The organism is Bifidobacterium sp. LH_424, assembly GCF_056356895.1.
Genome location: NZ_JBKEVC010000016.1, coordinates 1 through 20927, shown reverse-complemented (window position 1 = coordinate 20927; position 20927 = coordinate 1). Strand labels below are relative to the sequence as shown.

The 20927-nt window shown below is 65.1% G+C and carries 17 protein-coding genes, 1 tRNA gene and 1 rRNA gene; 16 read left to right on the top strand and 3 right to left on the bottom strand.

Going from position 1 to position 20927, the window contains the following annotated elements:
• Positions 1-267: 267 nt before the first annotated feature.
• On the bottom strand, positions 268-402 hold the full coding sequence (locus tag AC1AYP_RS10430; RefSeq protein ID WP_476503359.1) for a hypothetical protein: 135 nt from the start codon (positions 400-402) through the stop codon (positions 268-270).
• A 410-nt stretch (positions 403-812) separates the two neighbouring features.
• Between AC1AYP_RS10430 and AC1AYP_RS10425 the strand changes: the two genes are divergently transcribed.
• From AC1AYP_RS10425 to AC1AYP_RS10415, 3 genes are all read left to right on the top strand, one after another.
• Positions 813-1292 (top strand): MarR family winged helix-turn-helix transcriptional regulator, encoded by a 480-nt coding sequence (locus AC1AYP_RS10425; protein ID WP_476547823.1) that lies wholly within the window; start codon positions 813-815, stop codon positions 1290-1292.
• 755 nt (positions 1293-2047) lie between these two features.
• Positions 2048-3862, top strand: coding sequence for an ABC transporter ATP-binding protein (locus AC1AYP_RS10420; RefSeq protein ID WP_476547817.1), 1815 nt, complete (start codon positions 2048-2050; stop codon positions 3860-3862).
• 289 nt (positions 3863-4151) lie between these two features.
• Positions 4152-5993, top strand: a complete 1842-nt coding sequence (locus tag AC1AYP_RS10415; protein WP_476547816.1) for an ABC transporter ATP-binding protein — start codon at positions 4152-4154, stop codon at positions 5991-5993.
• 450 nt (positions 5994-6443) lie between these two features.
• On the opposite strand, the gene AC1AYP_RS10410 is transcribed toward AC1AYP_RS10415, so the two are convergent.
• Complete coding sequence (locus AC1AYP_RS10410; protein ID WP_476532974.1) at positions 6444-7457, bottom strand: ribose-phosphate diphosphokinase; 1014 nt, start codon at positions 7455-7457, stop codon at positions 6444-6446.
• Between the two features lie 512 nt (positions 7458-7969).
• On the opposite strand from AC1AYP_RS10410, the gene rpsF reads away from it, so the two are divergent.
• From rpsF to AC1AYP_RS10380, 6 genes are all read left to right on the top strand, one after another.
• Positions 7970-8266: a 30S ribosomal protein S6 gene (gene rpsF, locus AC1AYP_RS10405; RefSeq protein WP_101622285.1), complete on the top strand. Its 297-nt coding sequence runs from the start codon at positions 7970-7972 to the stop codon at positions 8264-8266.
• A 103-nt stretch (positions 8267-8369) separates the two neighbouring features.
• On the top strand, positions 8370-9044 hold the full coding sequence (locus tag AC1AYP_RS10400) for a single-stranded DNA-binding protein (protein ID WP_476503363.1): 675 nt from the start codon (positions 8370-8372) through the stop codon (positions 9042-9044).
• A 141-nt stretch (positions 9045-9185) separates the two neighbouring features.
• Positions 9186-9434, top strand: a complete 249-nt coding sequence (gene rpsR / locus AC1AYP_RS10395; RefSeq protein WP_034528805.1) for a 30S ribosomal protein S18 — start codon at positions 9186-9188, stop codon at positions 9432-9434.
• 19 nt (positions 9435-9453) lie between these two features.
• A complete protein-coding gene (rplI, locus tag AC1AYP_RS10390) occupies positions 9454-9900 on the top strand; it encodes a 50S ribosomal protein L9 (protein WP_101622283.1) in 447 nt (148 codons plus the stop codon).
• A 426-nt stretch (positions 9901-10326) separates the two neighbouring features.
• Positions 10327-10400, top strand: a tRNA-Lys gene (locus tag AC1AYP_RS10385).
• A 197-nt stretch (positions 10401-10597) separates the two neighbouring features.
• Positions 10598-11329 carry an MIP/aquaporin family protein gene (locus tag AC1AYP_RS10380; protein ID WP_165784868.1) on the top strand — a complete coding sequence of 244 codons (732 nt, stop codon included), beginning with the start codon at positions 10598-10600 and terminating at the stop codon, positions 11327-11329.
• A gap of 107 nt (positions 11330-11436) precedes the next feature.
• On the opposite strand, the gene AC1AYP_RS10375 is transcribed toward AC1AYP_RS10380, so the two are convergent.
• Positions 11437-14565 carry an HAD-IC family P-type ATPase gene (locus tag AC1AYP_RS10375; RefSeq protein WP_476547814.1) on the bottom strand — a complete coding sequence of 1043 codons (3129 nt, stop codon included), beginning with the start codon at positions 14563-14565 and terminating at the stop codon, positions 11437-11439.
• A 114-nt stretch (positions 14566-14679) separates the two neighbouring features.
• On the opposite strand from AC1AYP_RS10375, the gene AC1AYP_RS10370 reads away from it, so the two are divergent.
• The 7 genes from AC1AYP_RS10370 to AC1AYP_RS10340 all read left to right on the top strand — a co-directional run.
• A complete protein-coding gene (locus tag AC1AYP_RS10370; protein WP_476503365.1) occupies positions 14680-14961 on the top strand; it encodes a metal-sensitive transcriptional regulator in 282 nt (93 codons plus the stop codon).
• Positions 14962-14987: 26 nt separating this feature from the next.
• Positions 14988-15629, top strand: a complete 642-nt coding sequence (locus tag AC1AYP_RS10365) for an orotate phosphoribosyltransferase (RefSeq protein WP_476503366.1) — start codon at positions 14988-14990, stop codon at positions 15627-15629.
• Between the two features lie 93 nt (positions 15630-15722).
• Complete coding sequence (locus AC1AYP_RS10360; RefSeq protein WP_476547812.1) at positions 15723-16583, top strand: TrmH family RNA methyltransferase; 861 nt, start codon at positions 15723-15725, stop codon at positions 16581-16583.
• 166 nt (positions 16584-16749) lie between these two features.
• Positions 16750-17049: an Asp-tRNA(Asn)/Glu-tRNA(Gln) amidotransferase subunit GatC gene (gene gatC, locus AC1AYP_RS10355; protein ID WP_101622276.1), complete on the top strand. Its 300-nt coding sequence runs from the start codon at positions 16750-16752 to the stop codon at positions 17047-17049.
• 6 nt (positions 17050-17055) lie between these two features.
• Positions 17056-18597: an Asp-tRNA(Asn)/Glu-tRNA(Gln) amidotransferase subunit GatA gene (gene gatA, locus AC1AYP_RS10350; protein WP_476547810.1), complete on the top strand. Its 1542-nt coding sequence runs from the start codon at positions 17056-17058 to the stop codon at positions 18595-18597.
• Positions 18598-18628: 31 nt separating this feature from the next.
• Positions 18629-20128 carry an Asp-tRNA(Asn)/Glu-tRNA(Gln) amidotransferase subunit GatB gene (gene gatB / locus AC1AYP_RS10345; protein WP_476547808.1) on the top strand — a complete coding sequence of 500 codons (1500 nt, stop codon included), beginning with the start codon at positions 18629-18631 and terminating at the stop codon, positions 20126-20128.
• A gap of 588 nt (positions 20129-20716) precedes the next feature.
• Positions 20717-20927 (top strand): 16S ribosomal RNA (locus AC1AYP_RS10340); the annotation flags it as partial.

Below are 20927 nucleotides of genomic sequence, written 5' to 3'. Positions count from 1 at the left end.
CCTACCCGAGGGGAGTGAGGAAGGAACCGCACTTACTCGAGGGAGCAAGGAGGGGGCGTCTGCCCGAGGGGAGTACACCTATCCGAGGGGAGTGAGGAAAGAACCGCGTCTGCCCCCGAAAACAAGAAAAACGGCGCGAATCCGATTACGAGCTGACAACCACTGCGCGTACCCCCATACGTCTGCTGTGGCGTTGTGGGCCCGTAATGCTGTACCTCTTGACTGATTCGTGCCGTCTGAAATTATCGATTGATTGGGCTGGGTCACTCAGCTGTGGACGCGGCTGGTGGCGGTGTACTGGAACGCGCCGTGCACGAGCGCGGCGGTAAAGTGCATGCCGCACATGCCTGCCTCTTCCGCTTCGTGAGTGCATCCGGCGATGCTGCATAGATGACGAGTCATGGTGTCTTCCCCTTCCTTGGGCCTTCAGCTTCCGTGCCGTGGTGGCCGCTAGCTTCCGTGCCAACGTTTCGTTGTCCAATATACGCGTATTGTGCTCGGAATCCAAGATAACAATTTGATAATGTGGGCCAAATCACATTATAATGGCGCGTTTGAGCGTGTCGCGGGCCATCTGTCTGGTCTTGTGGCGGGGTTCCGGGTGGGGGTTCGGTTGGGCCGACTTCCGGTGGTGCGTCTGTTTCGTCGCGTGCGTTCCTGGTTGTGTTGATTGTGTTGATTGTGTCGGTCGCGTTGGTTGCTATGTGCGTGGGTGCTCTGTCTCGGGCGCGTGTTGTTGACGGGGTAAATTGTTTATAGTGTGAGGTATATTTAAGGGATATTGGGTGGAAAATTCGACGAAAGGGCCGATGATGGGCTTTGAAGAAGAAGCGGTGGATGAGCTGTACTCCAAGGTGTGGAGTCATCGGTCCGCGATGCAGCGCGAGCTCAATCGTGGCGCTCACGGCGAGGTTTTCGCCCTCCGTCAGCTCGCCTGCCACGGCGAGATGACGCCGTCCCAATTGGCCGAATCCCTGCGCGTGAGCTCCGGGCGCGTGTCCACGGTGCTGTCGTCGTTGGAGAAGAAGGGGTTCGTCACGCGCAAGCCCGATCCGGACGACCGGCGCGTGGTGTGGGTCGCGATCACCGATGCCGGCCGTGCGCGCATCGAAAAGGACTTGGAGGACATGCGTTCCGCAGTCCGCTGGATCTTCTCGCAGATGGGGGAGCGGCGCACGCGCGAGTTCGTCGAACTGACGCGCGAATTCATGACGTACATGTCGATTTGCCACCCCGGTCAGCCGAGGCCTACCGCGGAAGAGGTGCGCAAGGCGTTCGAAGAGGACGAATAGGAGGGCGATGTTCGGCTCCCTCTGACGAGGGAGCTGTCCGCCGTAGGTGGACTGAGGGAGAGACGGGGCGGCCGTAGGGCGCGGGGGAGATTGTATCGGCCGAAGGTCGATTCTGTTTTCTGCGGCCTGCGGGCCGCGGTCTCTCCCCCACCCGGCTTCGCCGGGAGCCCGACCGCAATTGAGGACAGCCTGCGGCTGGCCTCATATCGGCTCGCCTGTCGGCTCGCACGTCGCCTACAAACGCCTCTGGCGTTTGCTTCACGGCGACGTCCCGTCAGAGGGGGCCGAGGCCGTTGGTCTTGGCTGCTGCCGGGAGCCTGACCGCAATTGTGGACAGCCTTCGGCTGGGCCTCGCGTCGGCTCGCCTGTCGGCTCGCACGTCGACTACAAACGCCCCCGGCGTTTGCTTCACGGCGATGTGCCGTCAGAGGGGGCCGGGGCACTGCATCGCCCGCGGGTAATGCGCTGATTTGCTGGTTTTGTGGGGAACACGCCGGTGGGTTTGGAAATATCTTATAGTGTAAGTAATTTATGGGGCAAAGATAAATGAATCGGTGGCGATGCAGGTGGCACCCCCTCAGTCCACTTCGCGGACAGCTCCCCCTCAAGGGGGAGCAGGGGCGGGGTGGCGATGTGCCCTCTTTGGGCGGGGTGGTCTCTCCCTCCGGCGCTTCGCGCCACCTCCCTCGTCAGAGGGAGGCGGAGAACACCGGGCCGGGCTACCGATCATGTTGTCAGTCAGATAAGGGGAATCAATGTTTCGTGTGATGAGATATCTATCCAAGGGGGAGGTCGGGCAGATGCTCGTCGCCCTCGTGACCATCGTGGGGCAGGTCTTCTTCGACCTGAAGCTGCCCGACTACATGTCCGACATCACCACGCTCGTCGAAACACCGGGCAGCGAGATGGCGGACATCTGGATCGCCGGTGGCAAGATGCTGCTCGTCTCGCTCGGCTCCGTGGCCTGCGCCGTCGTCACCGGCTTCATCGCCGCGCGCGTCGCCGCCAGCTTCGGCCAGCGTCTGCGCTCGCTCGAATTCGCGAAGGTCGAATCGTTCGGACCGGCGGAGATGAGCCGCTTCTCGACCGCGAGCCTCATCACCCGCTCCACCAACGACATCACGCAGATCCAGATGTTCATCACGATGGGCCTGCAGCTCATCGTCAAATCGCCGATCATGGCCGTGTGGGCCATCGCGAAGATCGCCGGCGACGGCTTCGAATGGACGCTCGCCACCGGCATCGCCGTGATCGTCCTGCTCGTCGCGATCGTTGTCCTCATGGCGATGGTCATGCCGAAATTCAAGGCCATGCAGGCCCTCACCGACGACATCAACCTCGTCGTCCGCGAGAACCTCACCGGCCTGCGCGTGGTGCGCGCCTACAACGCCGAGGACTACCAGGAAGCCAAGTTCACCAAGGCGAACAAGAACCTCACCGACACGCAGCTGTTCACCAACCGTGCCATGGCCGTCATGATGCCGCTGATGAACACCGTGATGAACGGCCTCATGCTCGCCGTCTACTGGATCGGCGCCTACCTGATCGACGCCGCCGCCCTCACCGACAAGCTCACCGTGTTCTCCAACATGGTCGTCTTCTCCAGCTACTCCGTGCAGGTCATCATGAGCTTCCTCCTCATGAGCATGGTGTTCGTGCTCTGGCCGCGCGCCGACGTGTCCGCGCAGCGCGTCATGGAAGTCCTCGACACCGATCCGCTCGTCAAGGACGGCGCCGACACCGCCGCCGACGTGACCCGCCTCGGCCACGACGCGCACGGCACCGTCGAATTCCGCGACGTGAGCTTCACCTACCCGGATTCGCGTGAGCCGATCCTCGAACACGTCACGTTCACGGCGAAACAGGGCCAGACCGTCGCGTTCATCGGTTCCACCGGCTCCGGCAAGTCGTCGCTCATCAACCTCGTCCCGCGTTTCTACGACGTGTCCGCCGGGCAGGTTCTCGTCGACGGCGTCGACGTGCGCGACTGGAACGTGACCGACCTGCGTGACCGCATCGGCTACGTGCCGCAGAAATCCGTGCTGTTCAAGGGCACCGTCGCGAGCAACGTCGCGTACGGCGACGACACGCGCGCGGCGGCGGGCCGCGGCGACGCGTCGCGCGCCGACGCCGCGGACGTCAACATGACGCGGGTGCGGGAGGCGGCGGACGTGGCGCAGGCCACCGAATTCGTCTCGCGCATGGACGGCGGCTTCGACGCGGCCATCGCGCAGGGCGGTTCCAACGTGTCCGGCGGACAGAAGCAGCGACTCTCCATCGCGCGCGCCGTCTACCGCGATCCGGAGATCCTCATCTTCGACGACTCGTTCAGCGCGCTCGACTTCAAAACCGATCGCGAGGTGCGCGACGCGCTCGCGGAACACGCGACGGGCGCGACCAAGCTGATTGTCGCGCAGCGCATCGGCACGATCATGAACGCGGACCGGATCGTCGTGCTCGACGACGGCAAGGTCGTGGGGCAGGGCACGCATAAGGAGCTGCTGCAGGACTGCGACGTGTACAGGCAGATCGCCGAATCCCAGCTCAGCCAGACCGAGCTGACGGCGTGATGGCAGGAGCGGCTGCGCGTGCAACCCCCTCAGTCGCGCAGAGCGCGACAGCTCCCCCTGACAGGGGGAGCGGGGAAGGGGATTGCGCCCCCTTGAGGGGGAGCTGGCCGGCCGGAGGACGGGCTGAGGGGGCGGCGACAGCCGCTTGATATGGCGGCATCGGCCTTCGGCCGATTCGATTTGCCCGCGGCCTGCCGGCCGCTCGGGGTCTCTCCCTCCGTCCGCCAGCGGCGGACACCTCCTTCATCAAAGGGAGGCAAGATGACAGACTTTCGAAAGGAATGGAATAATGCCAGGACCTATGGGACATGGCGGGCCGGGACGCGGCGCCGTCGAGAAACCGCAGAACTTCGGGAAGGTGATGGGCAAGCTCGTGCGGTATTGCAGGAGCTACATCCCCGTCATCATCATCGCGCTCGTGCTCGGCGCGACCGGAACGATCTTCCAGATCATCGGACCGGACAAACTCAAGGACATGACCAACGAGATCGTCAAGGGCCTGCCCGCGATGGTCCACGGCCGCCCGGTCATGGGCGCCGTCGACTTCGACGCGGTCTCGCGCATCGGCTTCACGCTCGTCGCGCTCTACGTCGGGTACGCGGTGCTGAGCTACGTGCAGAGCTGGCTGATGGCGAACGTCACCCAGCGCACCGCCCAGCGACTGCGCGAATCTATCTCGCAGAAGATCAACAAGCTGCCGCTCAGCTACTTCGACAAAGTCAGCTACGGCGACGTGCTCAGCCGTATCACCAACGACGTCGACGCGATCGGCCAGACGCTCGGCCAGTCGCTCGGCTCGCTCATCACGTCCGTCACGCTGTTCGTCGGCGCGCTCGTCATGATGTTCTACAACAACGTCATCATGACCCTGTGCGCAATCGGCGCGAGCCTCGTCGGACTGGTGCTGATGATGGCGATCATGAAGGCGTCGCAACGCTATTTCACGCGCCAGCAGGTCGCGCTCGGCCAGGTCAACGGCCACGTCGAGGAGATGTACTCCGGACACCTCATCGTCAAGGCGTACAACGGCGAAACCGCCGCGATCCGCGACTTCGAACGCTACAACGCGGACCTCTACGACTCCGGCTGGAAGTCGCAGTTCCTCTCCGGGCTGATGATGCCGCTCATGCAGTTCATCGGCAACTTCGGCTACGTCGTCGTGTGCGTCGTCGGCGCCGCGCTCGCGATGAACGGCGACATCGAATTCGGCGTCATCGTCGCGTTCATGATGTACATCCGACTGTTCACACAACCACTCTCGCAATTCGCGCAGGCGTTCCAGAACCTGCAACGCTGCGCCGCCGCATCCGAGCGCGTGTTCGGCTTCCTCGAGGAGCCGGAGATGACCGACGAAAGCGCGAAACCGGCGCTGCTCGGCGCTCGCGCCGACGCGCCGGTACGCGGCGACGTGACGTTCGACCACGTGCGCTTCGAATACGAACCCGGAAAGCCGATCATCAACGATTTCAGCGCCGACGTGAAAGCCGGACAGAAGGTCGCGATCGTCGGGCCGACCGGCGCGGGCAAAACCACCATGGTCAACCTGCTCATGCGCTTCTACGACATCGCCGGCGGGCGGATCGCGATCGACGGCGTCGACACGGCGAGCGTGCCGCGCTGGAACGTGCACGAACAGTTCTCGATGGTGCTGCAGGACACGTGGGTGTTCCACGGGACCGTGCGCGAGAACATCGCATACTCGAAGCCGGGCGTGACCGACGAGCAGATCCGTTCGGCGTGCCGCGCGGTGGGGCTCGACCACTACATCATGTCGCTGCCCGACGGGTACGACACGGTGCTTGACGAGAACACGTCGCTGTCCGCGGGGCAGAAGCAGCTCCTCACCATCGCGCGCGCGATGGTGCAGGACGCGCCGATCCTGATCCTGGACGAGGCGACCTCGTCCGTGGACACGCGCACCGAGGAGCTGATTCAGAAGGCGATGGACGCGCTCACCGTGGGGCGCACATCGTTCGTGATCGCGCACCGGCTCTCGACGATCCGCGACGCCGACATGATCCTCGTGATGAACCACGGCGACGTGATCGAACGCGGCACGCACGAGGAGCTGCTGGCGGCCGGCGGGTTCTACGCGGACCTGTACAACAGCCAGTTCGCGCCGGTGGCGTGAGGGGCGTGAGGCGAATCGCCTGACGGGGTGTCCGCTGGGGCGCGACGGCGGTTGGGGCGTCCTGTCGGGGTATCTCTTAGCGGTGTCTTTTGGGGTATCTCGGTTGGGAGGGGTGGTTTGGCGCTGCGGCGGAGATCTATCTGCGTTACGAGGGGTGCCGGAGGCGGGCTGTACCGGGCATATGCGGCTCGATAACGGTGATATGTGGTCGTCGTTGACGGTTGCGGTACCCCTTGTAAGCGAGAAATCATCGGGAGTGAGGGAGGATGTACCCCTTGTAAGCGAGAAAAGCCCCCGGAGCCCGGTTAAGGGCTTCGGGGGCTTTTCGTGGTCTCTCGTTGTGGTGGTCTCTCCCTCCGGCGGTGCGCGCCACCTCCCTCGGCGGAGGGAAGCGATGACTGGGATGACTTTCTGTCGGCAGCTTCCTCAGAGGGAGGTGATGACGGGGGATCAGGCGTAGATGTTGCGGGGACGCATGTCCTCGGGGAGGCCTTCGAGCAGGGTCTGGACAGAATTCTCCTCGAAGACGGAGCGGATGCCGGCGGCCAGCAGCGGTGCGACGGACAGGACCGTCATGTTCGGCAGGCGCTTCTCCTCGGGGACCGGCACCGTGTCCATCAGGACGATCTCGCGCGCGCCGCACTGCGACAGGCGCTCGACGGCCGGGCCGGACAGCAGGCCGTGCGTCGCGACCAGCGTGACCGAGCGCGCGCCGGCGCCGCGCAGGGCGTGTACCGCCTCGCAGATCGTGCCGGCCGTGTCGATCATGTCATCGACGACCACGCAGTCGCGGTCGAGCACGTCGCCGATGATGCCGTGCGCGACGGCGTGGTTCGGACGGGTGATGTCGCGGGTCTTGTGGATGAAGGCGAGCGGCAGGTTGCCGAGTTTCGCCGCCCAACGCTCCGACACCTTGATGCGGCCCGCGTCCGGGGAGACGATCGTCGTGTTCTCGAGCGGCAGATGATTGCGCACGTAGTCGATGAGCACCGGCGTGGCGGTCAGATGGTCGACCGGCGCGTTGAAGAAGCCCTGCTCCTGGGAGGCGTGCAGGTCGACCGTCATGATGCGGTCGGCGCCGGCCGTGCGGAACAGGTCGTAGACGAGGCGCGCGGTGATCGGCTCGCGGCCCTGATGCTTCTTGTCCTGACGGGAGTAGCCCATGAACGGCGCGACCACGGTGATCGTGCGGGCGGAGGCGCGCTTCAGGGCGTCGATCATGAGCAGCTGCTCCATAATCCACTTGTTGATGTCGCCGGAATGGCATTGCAGCGCGAACACGTCCGCGCCGCGCACCGGCTCGGTGAACCGCACGTACATCTCGCCGTTCGCGAAATCGTAGGCGGTGGTCTCCAGCACTTGCGTGCCCAGACATGCGGCGACCTGATCGGCCAGTTCGGGGTAGGCGCGGCCGGTGACCACCGCCATACGCTTGTCCGGAGTGCCCTCGAGCAGCGACGTCATGTTTCTCGTACCCGTCCTTTTGTTCGTAGTGTCCTCGCACCGCGCGGCGCTTCCGCATGCGCGGTGAACCTCAGACAAGTGTACTAGGGGAGGGGAAGAAGGCGTGTGGGGGAAGGTGCGGGATGGGAAAGGTGCGGGGTGTGGGCTGTTGGCGGCTGTCGGCGGGAGACCCCCTCAGTCAGGCTGCCGCCTGACAGCTCCCCCCTGAAGGGGGCGCAGGATGGGGAGTCCGCTGTTTGCGCCCCCCCCTCAGGGGGAGCTGGCGACCGGAGGTCGTCTGAGGGGGTGCCCGTGCGGGGTGCCTGTGCGGAATGGCTTGCGCGGGGTGGTGGTTCGGGCGTGGGCGAGGGGCGTGGGCTGTCCCGCGGGGGCGTTATCTTGGGGAGGTTGCTTTGTTGGGGTCATAGGCGTGTCCGGCTTCTCGCCGCGCGCATGCGACCCGGATGATGCAGCACGCATACACACTCCTGCCACGGAAGGTCCGTGGCCACATAGTCCGAAGGAGGTGGGTGATGTCTGCGCATAAGTACGAACTGATGTTCATCGCCGATCCTGAGCTGAACGAGCGTGATCTCAAGAAGCTGACCGAGCAGTACCTCGAGCTGGTCACCAAGGAAGGCGGTTCCGTCGATGAGCCCGATTTCTGGGGCCGTCGCAAGCTCGCCTACGAGATCAACGGCAAGACCGAAGGCAACTACGTCGTGGTGACCTACACCGCCGAGCCCGCTACCAGCGATGAGCTCGACCGTGTCCTCAACCTCAACGAATCCGTGATCCGTACGAAGATCCTTCGTAAGGACGTCAAGTAAGCGTTTGAAGCGTCAACCGGCTCCCGCGGCGGAACACCGTCGCACGGGACGCCGGTGCGGAATACAGTCGAAGTAGGAATCTCGAAGTAGGAAGGCGGCAATCATGGCAGGCGAAACCACGATCACCATCGTCGGCAATCTCACCGCGGATCCGGAACTGCGCACCATCGGTTCCGGCGCGACCGTGGCGAGCTTCACCATCGCGTCGACGCCGCGCACGTACAACCGCCAGTCCGGCCAGTTCGAGGACGGACAGGCGCTGTTCATGCGTTGCTCCGCATGGCGTGACCTCGCCGACCACTGCGCACAGTCCCTGTCCAAGGGCATGCGCGTGATCGCGCAGGGTCGTCTCCAGCAGCGTTCCTATCAGGCACAGGACGGTTCCAACCGCACCGTCGTCGAGATGACGGTCGACGAGATCGGCCCGTCGCTGCGCTACGCCACCGCCCAGGTGACCCGTCAGTCGTCCGGCAACGGCGGCTTCGCGGGCCGCAACCAGGGCGGCAACGGCGCGGGCGGCTTCGGCGGCGGCAATGGCTACGGCCAGAACGCCGGCGGCTATGGCCGCGGTAACGGCGGCAATGGCGGCTACTCGGGTGGCAACGGCTACCAGGGCGGCGGTTCCAGCTTCGGCGGCGGCCAGTCCGGCGCGCCGGCGGGCGGACAGCAGCCGGCCGCGGACCCGTGGAGCAGCGGCTCGGATTCGGGCAACAGCTTCTCCACGTTCGGCGGCTCCTCCGATTTCGGCGGCGGCTCCGACGACGATCCGGAGTTCTGATCCGCGTTTCCGCGCTTTTGTGCTTCGGCGTTTCCGCGCCTTCACGCTTTCATGCCGCGTAGTACCTGACGCGTATGCAACGCGCAACGCGTAACTGCGACGAGCGAACACAACATCAACATCGTAAATAAGGAGAACATCATGTCCCGCAAGAGGCCGCAACCGCCGGTCAAGCCGTTCAAGAAGAAGCCGAACCCGCTGAAGGCGGCGAAGGTCACCGAGATCGATTACAAGGACGTCGCGCTGCTGCGCAAGTTCATCTCCGATCGCGGCAAGATCCGTTCCCGTCGTATCACCGGCGTGACCGTGCAGGAGCAGCGCAAGATCTCCAAGGCGATTAAGAACGCCCGCGAGATGGCCCTGCTGCCGTACGCCACTTCCGGCCGCTGAGTTCTAGGAGGCATCTGAAATGGCTGAAACCAAGGTTATTCTCACCCAGACCGTTGCGAACCTCGGTCACTCCGGTGACGTCGTCACCGTCAAGGCCGGCTACGCCCGCAACTACCTGCTCCCGCAGAAGCTTGCCTTCGCGTGGAACAAGGGCGCCGAGGCCCAGATCGTCGCCATGAAGCGCGCCCGTCTGGCCCAGGCCGTCGCCACCCGTGAAGACGCCGTCGCCGCCAAGGAGGCCATCGAGGGTTCCGCCGTCGAGATCGCCGCCAAGGTGTCCGAGTCCGGCAAGCTGTTCGGTGGCATCTCCAAGGAAGCCATCGCCATGGCGCTGCTCGACAAGGCCCCGGTCGACCCGAAGGCCATCACCGTCGAGACCATCAAGACCACCGGCGAATTCCCGGCCACGGTCCAGCTCCACCCGGAGATCTCCGCGAACTTCTTCGTGAAGGTCGTCGCCGAGTGACGATTCCGGCGGTGATTATTGCCGCCGGATTCCCATCAGACTGACGGATTGAAGTCTGAGCTTAAGCACTGAGAACCCCGTGCCGCGCGTGATTGTTGTTGTTCACGCGGGGCGCGGGGTTTTCGTATGCGGCGGGTGTTGCGGTTGTGTTGCGCCAAGGCTGGCGTGGTCCCGACGGTTCTGGCGGGTTCCGACGGTTTCCGAGGCGCGGCTTCGACCGCTCGGGTATGACTCCTACCATTTATGTGATGATTATGTGAAGGGCGGTTTTCGGGGTGGATTGCAAGAGGCGAACGAAGCGCGCAGACGGCAAATCCGCGATTTTACAAACGTTGGAATTCCGGGCGACACGCCGAGAGTTGCGTCAGAATCAAACGGGAGTATATTTATCACTCGTTGCAAGGAACACTTCAACAACTAGCCAACGCCCCTGTAGCTCAGTTGGTTAGAGCAGCTGACTCTTAATCAGCGTGTCCAGGGTTCGAATCCCTGCGGGGGCACAGATAAGACCGGAATCGAAAGATTCCGGTCTTTTTGTATTTCCAAGCGAACTCGCACGGCGACGAAGCCAGGGGTTATAGGCCAACCCGCCAACCCAGTTCAGCCCTCGGCGTATGCTTACCTCGTTTGTTTGTCTCCCGCCTTTCGGGCGGCCGCATCACCAATCCAGACAAGAACAAGAAGAAAAGAAGAAGCAGTGGAATACTCCCTCTTTACCAAGCTGGCCGCCGAGTTCTTCGGCACCGCCATCCTGATGATCTTCGGCAACGGCTCCGTCGCCAACGTCGAGCTCAAGAACACGAAGGGCCACCACGCCGGCTGGCTCAACATCGCCATGGGCTACGGCTTCGGCGTCATGTTCCCGGTGCTCATGTTCGGCGCTGTCTCCGGTGCCCACATCAACCCGGCCATGACCCTCGCGCAGGCCATCAACGGCATGTTCCCGTGGGACGAGGTGCTACCGTACATCATCGCGCAGCTGCTCGGCGCCGCGCTCGGCCAGTTCATCGTGTACCTCACGTACTACCCGCACTACAAGGACACCGATGACGCCGAGGCCATCCTCGCCACCTTCTGCACCACCGACGCGGACAACAAGAAGCTCAACTACTTCCTCAACGAGATGTTCGGCACGCTCGTGCTCGTCTTCGGCGCGCTGTGCTGCCTGATGGACCCGTGGGGCGAGAAGGACCCGGCCGCCGCCGCGATCGTCGTCGGCTTCATCGTGTGGGGCCTCGTCACCTCCATGGGCGGCCCGACCGGCCCTGGCCTGAACCCGGCCCGCGACCTCATGCCGCGCGTCCTGCACGCCATCCTGCCGATTCCGTCCAAGGGCACGTCCCGTTGGAACGAGGCGTGGATTCCGGTCGTCGCCCCAATCGTGGGCGCGATCGTCGGCGCCTGGCTGTTCAAGGCGTTCTTCGCGTGATTGCGTGATTGCGTGATTGCGTAGCGAATACGCATAGCGAATATGAAACCGGCCCGTCGGCTCCCGCGTATTGCGGGGCGACGGGCCGGTTTCGTTATGGTGGGGAATCAGTGCTCGAGGAAGATCTGGGGGGCCTTGGCGAAGTTGTTGGCGCAGTGCTCGCCGCAGAAGTAGTAGGTCTTGCCCTCGTACTCGCGGGTGATTGCGTCCGCGTTCACCGCGACCGTCATGCCGCACACCGGATCGGTGGCGGTCTCGCCCTCGGTGGGGGCGGCGTGGTGCATGGCCATGTGGTCGTGGTGCATGTGGTTCATTTCCATGGTGTTCTCCTTGGTTGTGATTGATGGGGAAGTGCTGGTGGTTTCGGTGTCGGCGGCCCCCCTCAGTCCGGCTTCGCCGGACAGCTCCCCCTGGGAGGGGGCGCAGGAAGAGGAGGTGCCGGTGGTGAGGGAGGTGCGTTCGTCGATGATGACGCGGGGACCGGTGCCGGTTGCGCTGGCGGTGGACACCCCCTCAGTCGGCTTCGCCGACAGCTCCCCCTCGTAGGGGGAGCCGGAAGAAAATGCCGACGGCTCCGTTCGGGCGATTGCGGCGCGGGGCTCCTTGAGGGCCGTGTCGCTCAGGGTAATGCGGTTGAGGCGGTTGGCGTTGAGGACCAGGCAGACGGAGCTCAGGGCCATCGCGAGGCCGGCGATCATCGGGCTCAGTAGCCAGCCGGTGAACGGGTAGAGCACGCCCGCCGCGATCGGGATGCCAATCACGTTGTAGCCAAACGCCCACCCGAGGTTCTGCCGGATGTTGCGCATCGTCGCCTGCGACAGGTTGATTGTGCGGATCACGCCGCGCAGGTCGCCGCTCATCAGCGTCACATCCGCGGACTGCATCGCCACGTCCGTGCCGGTGCCGATCGCGAATCCCAGATCCGCCTGCGTGAGCGCGGGCGCGTCGTTGATGCCGTCGCCGACCATCGCGATCAGACCCTCATGCGGCTCCTGCTGCAATCGTTCGATCCAATACGCCTTCCCATCGGGCCTGACCTGCGCGATCACCGTGTCGATGCCGACCTCGCACGCGATGCCGGCCGCCACCTCGGCCTTGTCGCCGGACAGCATGACCGTGCGGATGCCGGCCGTGCGCAACGCGGCCACCGCCTCCTTCGACCCGGGCTTGACCGTGTCGCGCTCATAGCTCGGCCGGCTCCAATCCGCGGAATCCGCGTCGGCCACGCCGCGCGTGATCGTGCCGGTCTTGTCGAACACGACCGTGCCGATCTCCCGCGCCCGTTCCAGCGCCTTCGCGCTGGTCACGAGCACGCCGTTCGTCGCGCCCACTCCGGTCGCCGCCGTAACTGACAGCGGCGTCGCGAGTCCCAGCGCGCATGGGCATGCGATGATGAGCACGCTCACCGCCGTGACCAGAGCGTGCGCGAGCTTCGGATCCGGACCGAGCGCCAGCCATACGGCGAACGTCCACACGGCAATGATGAACACCGCCGGCACGAACACGCGGGCGATGCGGTCGGCGAGGCGCTGCACCGGCGCCTTCGTCGCCTGGGCGCGCGCCACCATAGCGACGATCTGCGAGAGCACGGTGTCGCCGCCGGTCTGCGTGACGCGCATGAGCAGATTGCCGTGCAACACCACGGTCGCGCCGGTGAGTGTAGACGGGCGGGCGGAAGTGGGCCCCTCGGAAGTCGCGGCATCGCCGTCGCCGTCGGCGAATGTGTATGGTTCGGAGGGTGTTGTGTGGGGTTCGGCGTCGAATGTGTATGGTTCGGCACCCAACGTGCAGGAATCCGGACCTGACGTGTAGTCGTTTTCGGCGAACGTGCGGGGTGTGGTCGTGAAGACCGGGGTTTTGCGTACCGGACGGGACTCGCCGGTGATCATCGACTCGTCCACCTCGGCCTCGCCGGCGATGACCACGCCATCGGCCGGGATGCGTTCTCCTGCCTTGATTACGAGCAGGTCGCCGGGTTCCACCTCGTCGATGTCGACGTCATGGAACGCGCTCGGATTGAGCCAGCGTTCGTCTGCCTGCGAAGGGGTCTTCACGACCGGGGCGTGCAGGTTCGCATCAGAATGCTGCGCGTTGCCCTCGGAATCATGCACGTCCGCCTCGGAATCATGCACATCGCCGTCCGAACCATGCACGACACCCCCGGAACCATACACATTCGCCCCGGGTACGGGCTGTCCGGCTCCCGATGTCTGCGCGGCGGCCTCCTCGATCTCCTCGGGGACCCCATCGAGCCGGTGCGCGACCCGTGGGCGCAGCTTGATGAGGCTCTGCACCGCCTTGCCGGTGCCCTCGCGCGCCTTCGTCTCCAGCAGGCGGCCGACGAGCACGAGCGTGATGACCACGCCCACCGATTCGAAATACGGTTCGCGCGAGCCCTCAGGCAGCAGCCACGGCGCGATGCACACGAGCAGGCTGTACAGGTAGGCGGCGCCCGTGCCCAGCGAGACGAGCGAGTTCATGTCCGGTGCGCGGTGACGCAGCGCAGGGAAACCGACCTGATGGATCGGCGCGCCGCAGTAGAACATGACCGGCGTGATGAGGATCGCCTGCCACCACGGGTTCGTGAGCCAGTCCGGCAGCAGCATGTGGTTCGCCATGTGGATCATCATCACCGCGAACACGGGGAGCGTCAGCACCGTGCCGATCGCGACCAGACGGGTGAGGTTGCGGATCTCGGTACGCCGTTCCTCGGCTTCGCGAGCCTCGTTCGCCGCGTAGTCGTCCGAGACCGTGGCCGAGGGGGCGGGTGCGCCGGCTCCCGCAGCCCCAGCCGCGCTCGTCCCAGCTCCGGCTGCTCCCGTTCCGGCGGCTCCCGCCGTTTCGCCGTCCCCGTCGCCTTCGACGCGCAGCAGCCCGTGCACCATGTTCATGCCGCAGGCGAACGGGTAGTCGCCGGCCGGCAGTGCGGGCAGTTTCACTTCGGTGGCCGTGTTGCCCGGTAGCATCGCGTCGAGCCCCAAATCGCCGAACACCACGTGCGAGGTGCATTCGCCGGTCTCCTGCCGGTCGAAGTTCAGGGTGATCGGCATGCCGACGCGCATCGTCACCACGTCGGGGGAGTAGCCGCCCTTCACGGTGATGGTGGCGCGCTGGACGCCCTCGTGCAGCTCGCCGGCCACGCCCTTGCGCTCGCCGAAGAAGAACCGCAGGATGAGCCACGTCGCAAGCGCCGCGACGACCAGTGCGGCGACGCACGTGAAGATGTTCAGTTCCATGTCCGCTCCTCGTTCTCGTCTCAGTCCATCGTATACCGCATCACAGTGTATACCCAATACCCCTATGGGGTATATACTGGATGGTGTTTTCCGCACGGCGAAAGGAGACTGGCGATGCACGGCTACGGTGACGACAAGGCGAAGGTGCTGGCGCGGCTGAAGCGCATCGAGGGCCAGGTGCGCGCCATCGAGCAGATGGTGGACGACGACCGGTACTGCATCGACGTGCTCACGCAGATCTCCGCCGCGAATTCGGCGCTCAAATCGGTGGCCCTGCTGCTGCTCGACGACCATCTCAACCATTGCGTGCGTCAGGCGTCGGCCGAGGGCGGCGACGTGGCCGACGAGAAGCTCGCCGAGGCGTCCGCCGCCATCGCCCGCCTCGTGCGGTCGTGACGAGGGCGCGCCGTACCCTATGGGATATGAGTGATTCAGGATTCCGCGCCACCGGCCCCGCCGACCTGCATAACGAGCCCATCGACTTCGCCGCGCTCGACCCGCGCGAGCAGCTCCGCGCCCTGCTGCGCGAGCGCGTCGCCGGCAAGCCGTTCTCCGAGCTGTACGCGGTGACGCTCGACCATCACGGTGCGGCCGTGATGGGCCACGTCCTGCTCGACACGTTGGAGGACGCCGGCTATTCCGTCGACGATTACGATGCGGTCGGCGCGCTCACCGCCGCTTCCGTGCCGCTTGTCGGATCGATGATTCAGGCCGCCGCCTCCCGCGGCGAGAACCTCGACGGATTCGTCATGGACTTCGTGTTCCCGTCGATCAAGGGACCGTCGATCAGGGGCAAGCGCGTGCTGCTGCTCGACGCGTGGCTGTCCGAGAAATCCTACGTGCAGACGAGTTCGCTCGTCACGCTGCGCAACGGCAACGAGCTGAGCCTCGACTTCTCGATCGTCGAGCATGAGGGCGCGAGCGTCGTGGCCGTCGCCTCGCTGGTCGGCGGCGTCGGCAAGGGCGCGGACGAGCATGAGATCACCGTCATCAGCCCGGTCGACGGTGCGCGGCACGAGGTGCCGTTCATCCAGGTGTTCCACGAGTCCGATCTGGCGGAGTAGCGTTCCGGCGTCCTCGGCGGACTACCCCTCAGTCATGCTGCGCATGACAGCTCCCCTGACAAGGGGAGCCGAGGGTATGAAACGAAAGGTGATATGCATCCTCGTAATCCTATTGATGTCGAAGGCGAGCGGTCCGGGGAACCGGTGTTCCGCGAGGTGGGTGTCGGGCCGTGGGCCGAGACGCATCCCGGCGAGCCGCGGCCGGACAATCCGTCGTCGCCGCTGTACGCCGACCGCCTCCGCTACGACCCGAAGCTGCTCGACCAGGGCGATCGGCGCAACGTGCTCGACCGCTACCGGTACTGGACGGTCGCCGCGATCAAGGCGGATCTGGACGCGCACGGACGCCACGATTTCGAGGTCGCCATCGAGAACTGGACGCATGACTTCAACATCGGCTCGATGGTGCGCACCGCCAACGCGTTCCAAGCGCGACGCGTGCACATCGTCGGACCGCACAAGTGGAACCGCAACGGCGCGCTGATGACCGAGCTGTACCAGCACATGGAGCATCACGCGTCGATCGCGGCGATGGTGCGCTGCTGGCGCATGCGCATCGCCGGCGAGATCGCGGCCGAGCGGTCGCGCGCCGCGGCGGCCGCGTTCCACGCGCACGAGGCCGCCGCACGCGCGGGCGGCGACGTGCGCGCCGCGCAGGCGCCGTTCCTCGCGGAACTGGACGCCGCCGAGGCGCGTATCCGCGAGCTGGAGGCGGCGCGCGTCGTCGCGATGGACATCGTGCCCGGCGCGGTGCCGATGGAGCGGTACGCGTTCCCGAAACGCTGCCTGCTGCTGTTCGGCGCGGAAGGTCCGGGACTGACCGAGACGGCGCTCGACCTCGCCGACGACGTCGTGTACATCTCGCAGTTCGGTTCGGTGCGTTCGATCAACGCGGGCGCGGCGGCGGCCGTCGCCATGCACAGCTGGATCGCGCAGCACGCGGCGATCCGGTGACGGGCGATGGTGACGCGGCGATCCGGCGGTCGCGGTGCGGCGGCCGCCGGGATGCGATGATGCGATGACGCGATGATGCGGTAACGCGATGATGCGATGACACGGTGATTCGGGGCGGGCGGTACATCCGTTCCGCGTGTCACAAATTGCTCGTATAGTTAGGCGCATGCCTACATTCACACGCGAAGAAATCGTGCATTTGGGCGATCTGGCCCGAATCGCGCTCACCGATGAGGAGATCACCCGTCTGCAGGGCGAGCTGAACGTCATCGCCGATTCCATCAACAAGGTCCAGGAGGTCGCCTCCGACGACGTCGAACCGACCGCCAACCCGGTCCCGCTCGAGGCGTACCTGCGCCCGGACGTGCCGGTCACGCCGCTGACGCAGGCCGAGGCGCTCGCCGGCGGCCCGAAGACCGAGGCCGGCATGTTCGTCGCGCCGCGCATCCTGGGAAGCGAGGAGTGAGCCGATATGACCGAAGCAACCAACGAACTCGTCAAGCTGTCCGCCGCCGAGATGGGCGCGGCCATCAAGAAGGGCGACGTCTCCAGCCGTGAGCTGGTCGACGCGCACCTCGCCGTGATCGAGGCCGCCGAGCCGAGCATCAAGGCGTTCCTCAAGGTCTCCGGCGACGTGGCCCGCGAGCAGGCCGACGCCTTCGACGCGAAGTCCGCGGAGGAGAAGGCCGCCCTGCCGCAGCTGGCCGGCGTGCCGATCGCCATCAAGGACATGATCGTCACCAAGGGCATCGAGACGACCGCCGCCTCGAAGATCCTCGAAGGCTGGATCCCGCCGTACGACGCGACCGTGATCGAGAAGCTCAAGGCCGCCGGCATGCCGATTCTCGGCAAGACCAACCTGGACGAGTTCGCGCAGGGCTCCTCCACCGAGCACTCCGCCTACCAGACCACCCACAACCCGTGGGATACCGACCGCGTCCCCGGCGGCTCCGGCGGTGGTTCCGCCTCCGCGGTGGCCGCGTTCGAGGCCCCGCTCGCCCTCGGCACCGACACCGGCGGCTCCATCCGCCAGCCGGGCGCGTTGACCGGCACCGTCGGCGTGAAGCCGACTTACGGCGGCGTCTCCCGCTTCGGCGCGATTGCCATGGCCTCCTCGCTCGACCAGATCGGCCCGGTCTCCCGTACCGTGCTCGACTCCGCGCTCCTGCAGGAGATCATCGGCGGCAATGACCGCCGCGACTCCACCTCCATCCCGGAGGGCCCGCGTCCGATGGTCGCCGCCGCGCGTGAAGGCGCGAAGCGCGACCTCAAGGGCGTGAAGGTCGGCCTCATCAAGGAGCTCAGCGGCGACGGCTTCCAGGCCGGCGTCTCGGCCCGCTTCAACGAGGCCGTCGATAAGCTCAGGGAGATGGGCGCCGAGGTCGTCGAGGTCTCCTGCCCGCGCCTCGAGTACGCGCTCGGCGCGTACTACATCATCATGCCGTCCGAGGTCAGCTCCAACCTGGCCCGCTACGACGGCATGCGCTACGGCCTGCGCGTGATGCCGCCGGCCGGCGTGCCGCAGACCGCCGCCAACATGATGGCCTACACGCGTGAGGCCGGCTTCGGCGACGAGGTCAAGCGCCGCATCATCCTCGGCACCTACGCGCTGTCCGCCGGCTACTACGACGCCTGGTACGGCTCCGCGCAGAAGGTGCGCACGCTCATCATCGAGGACTTCAAGAAGGCGTTCGAGCAGGTCGACGTGCTCGTCTGCCCGACCAGCCCGACCACCGCGTTCAAGCTCGGCGAGAAGACGTCCGACCCGCTGGCCATGTACATGAACGACATCGCAACCATCCCGGCGAACCTCGCCGGCGTGCCCGCCATGTCGATCCCGGCCGGCCTGTCCGATGACGGCCTGCCGGTCGGCTTCCAGTTCATCGCGCCGCAGCAGCGTGACGAGGTCATGTACAAGCCTGCCGCCGCGCTCGAAGCCGCGCTCGAGGAGGACTGGAACGGTCCGATTTGGAAGGACCTCAAGGCCCCGTGGCTCGACGGTCTCGCCAAGTGAGTGACATCGGAAGGATTACAAGGACAACATCATGGCTGAAAAACTGATGAAGTACGCCGATGCCACCAAGAAGTACGATGTGGTGTTCGGCCTGGAGACGCACGTCGAGCTGTGCACGAAGACCAAGCTGTTCTGCCCGGCCGAAGTGAGCTTCGGCGGCGAGCCGAACACCCAGCTCACCCCGGTGAGCCTCGGCCTGCCCGGTTCGCTGCCGGTCGTTAACAAGACGGCCGTCGACTACGCGATCAAGCTGGGTCTCGCCCTGCACTGCGAAATCGCCGAGTGGAGCCAGTTCGCCCGCAAGAACTACTTCTACCCGGACATGCCGCGCGACTACCAGATCTCCCAGTACGACAAGCCGACCAACGGCAACGGCTACCTGGACGTCGAGCTGGAGGACGGCACCGTCTTCCGCGTGCCGATCGAGCGCGCCCACATCGAGGACGACGCCGGCAAGAACACCCACGTGGGTGGCGCCGACGGCCGCATCGAGGGCGCCGACCACTCGCTGGTCGACTACAACCGCGCCGGCGTGCCGCTCATCGAGATCGTGACCAAGCCGATCGAGGGCGCGGGCGACCGCGCTCCGGAGATCGCCGGCGCGTACATGCGCGCCATCCGCGACATCGTGCGCGCGCTGGGCATCTCCCACGCCCGCATGGAGCAGGGCAACATGCGCGCCGACGTGAACGTGTCGCTGCGCCCCTCCGCGGACGCCCCGTACGGCACCCGTTCCGAGACCAAGAACGTGAACTCGTTCCGCGGCATCGAGAAGACCCTCCAGTACGAGATCCGTCGTCAGGCCGCGCGCCTCGACGAAGGCAAGGAGATCCTGCAGGAGACCCGCCACTGGGACGAGGCCTCGCAGACCACCGCGGGCGGCCGTCTCAAGTCCGACGCCGACGACTACCGCTACTTCCCGGATCCGGATCTGGTCATGCTCCACATCACCAAGGAGCACATCGCCGAGATGGAGGCGCAGATGCCGGAGATGCCGCGCGAGCGCCGCAATCGTCTCAAGGCCGAATGGGGTCTGACCGACCTGCAGCTGCGCGACATCCTCAACGCCGACGCCCTCGACCTGATCGAGGAGACCGTCAAGGCCGGTGCGACCGCCGGCGGCGCGCGCAAGTGGTGGCTCGGCGAGCTCTCCCGCGAAGCCAACGCGAAGGGCGTCTCGCTCGAGGAGCTGCCCGTCACCCCGGCCGACGTGGCCGAGGTCGAGAAGCTCATCGCCGACGGCAAGCTCAACGACAAGCTCGCCAAGCAGACCATCGCCGGCGTGCTCGCCGGTGAAGGCACGCCGGACGAGGTCGTCAAGAAGCACGGCTACAAGATCGTCGAGGACTCCGGCGCCATCGAGGCGGCGGTCGACGCGGCGTTCGAAGCCAACCCGGACGTCGTCGAGAAGCTCAAGAGCGGCAACATGAAGCCGATGGGCGTGATTATCGGTGCCGTGATGAAGGCGACGCGCGGCCAGGCCGACGCGAAGGCCGTCACCAAGATCGTCATGGGCAAGATCAAGGGCTGATTGGCTGATTCGCTGATTGGTTGCAGACGGACCGAAAGGCCGAGCGGGAAACCGCTCGGCCTTTTTCGTATGTGCAGCGGGGCGTCGTCGTCTTGGGCCCCCTCTGTCGAGGGGGCTCCCGGCGTGAGCCGGGTGGGGGAGAGCGCTCCCCCTTGTGAGGGGGAGCTGGCGGCCGCAGGCCGACTGAGGGGGTTGTCGGGTTGTTTGGGTTGTTGTGTGGTCGGTTTTTCGACACGCCGGTGGAGGCTTGTGTTTCCGGGGTTTTTGGGGTTGTTTTGTGGTGTGGGTTTGCGTGTGTGGTCGGTGTGGTGTAGATTATTCATTCGCTGCCGCTGAGCGGTCGGGGTTCCTTCCTGTTGGTTGGTTTCCGGGGTGTTCGGCGTGTGGTGGTGGTTTGAGAACTCAAGAGTGTGTTGTACTACTTACTTCTTTATAGTCAATGATTGCCAGTCCGATTCCCGCTCGTTTTCGAGTACCCGAGGGGGTTTGATGGGGGTCGGGGTTTTTGTGCGAACCTCTTTCCTTATTAGAGGTTCCGTCTTTTTTCTTTTTTGAGAGTCATCTGTCGATGTCTTTCTGCAATGTTTTTTTGTGGAGGGTTCGATTCTGGCTCAGGATGAACGCTGGCGGCGTGCTTAACACATGCAAGTCGAACGGGATCCTGGCAGCTTGCTGTCGGGTGAGAGTGGCGAACGGGTGAGTAATGCGTGACCGACCTGCCCCGTACTCCGGAATAGCTCCTGGAAACGGGTGGTAATGCCGGATGTTCCAATATGCTGCATGGTGTGTTGGGAAAGGG

What these genes read in the sequence shown, in the direction of transcription:
- AC1AYP_RS10430 (WP_476503359.1), bottom strand. Translation starts at nt 402, where the DNA reads ATGACTCGTCATCTATGCAGCATCGCCGGATGCACTCACGAAGCGGAA.
- AC1AYP_RS10425 (WP_476547823.1), top strand. Translation starts at nt 813, where the DNA reads ATGGGCTTTGAAGAAGAAGCGGTGGATGAGCTGTACTCCAAGGTGTGG.
- AC1AYP_RS10420 (WP_476547817.1), top strand. Translation starts at nt 2,048, where the DNA reads ATGTTTCGTGTGATGAGATATCTATCCAAGGGGGAGGTCGGGCAGATG.
- AC1AYP_RS10415 (WP_476547816.1), top strand. Translation starts at nt 4,152, where the DNA reads ATGCCAGGACCTATGGGACATGGCGGGCCGGGACGCGGCGCCGTCGAG.
- AC1AYP_RS10410 (WP_476532974.1), bottom strand. Translation starts at nt 7,457, where the DNA reads ATGACGTCGCTGCTCGAGGGCACTCCGGACAAGCGTATGGCGGTGGTC.
- rpsF (WP_101622285.1), top strand. Translation starts at nt 7,970, where the DNA reads ATGTCTGCGCATAAGTACGAACTGATGTTCATCGCCGATCCTGAGCTG.
- AC1AYP_RS10400 (WP_476503363.1), top strand. Translation starts at nt 8,370, where the DNA reads ATGGCAGGCGAAACCACGATCACCATCGTCGGCAATCTCACCGCGGAT.
- rpsR (WP_034528805.1), top strand. Translation starts at nt 9,186, where the DNA reads ATGTCCCGCAAGAGGCCGCAACCGCCGGTCAAGCCGTTCAAGAAGAAG.
- rplI (WP_101622283.1), top strand. Translation starts at nt 9,454, where the DNA reads ATGGCTGAAACCAAGGTTATTCTCACCCAGACCGTTGCGAACCTCGGT.
- AC1AYP_RS10375 (WP_476547814.1), bottom strand. Translation starts at nt 14,565, where the DNA reads ATGGAACTGAACATCTTCACGTGCGTCGCCGCACTGGTCGTCGCGGCG.
- AC1AYP_RS10370 (WP_476503365.1), top strand. Translation starts at nt 14,680, where the DNA reads ATGCACGGCTACGGTGACGACAAGGCGAAGGTGCTGGCGCGGCTGAAG.
- AC1AYP_RS10365 (WP_476503366.1), top strand. Translation starts at nt 14,988, where the DNA reads ATGAGTGATTCAGGATTCCGCGCCACCGGCCCCGCCGACCTGCATAAC.
- AC1AYP_RS10360 (WP_476547812.1), top strand. Translation starts at nt 15,723, where the DNA reads ATGCATCCTCGTAATCCTATTGATGTCGAAGGCGAGCGGTCCGGGGAA.
- gatC (WP_101622276.1), top strand. Translation starts at nt 16,750, where the DNA reads ATGCCTACATTCACACGCGAAGAAATCGTGCATTTGGGCGATCTGGCC.
- gatA (WP_476547810.1), top strand. Translation starts at nt 17,056, where the DNA reads ATGACCGAAGCAACCAACGAACTCGTCAAGCTGTCCGCCGCCGAGATG.
- gatB (WP_476547808.1), top strand. Translation starts at nt 18,629, where the DNA reads ATGGCTGAAAAACTGATGAAGTACGCCGATGCCACCAAGAAGTACGAT.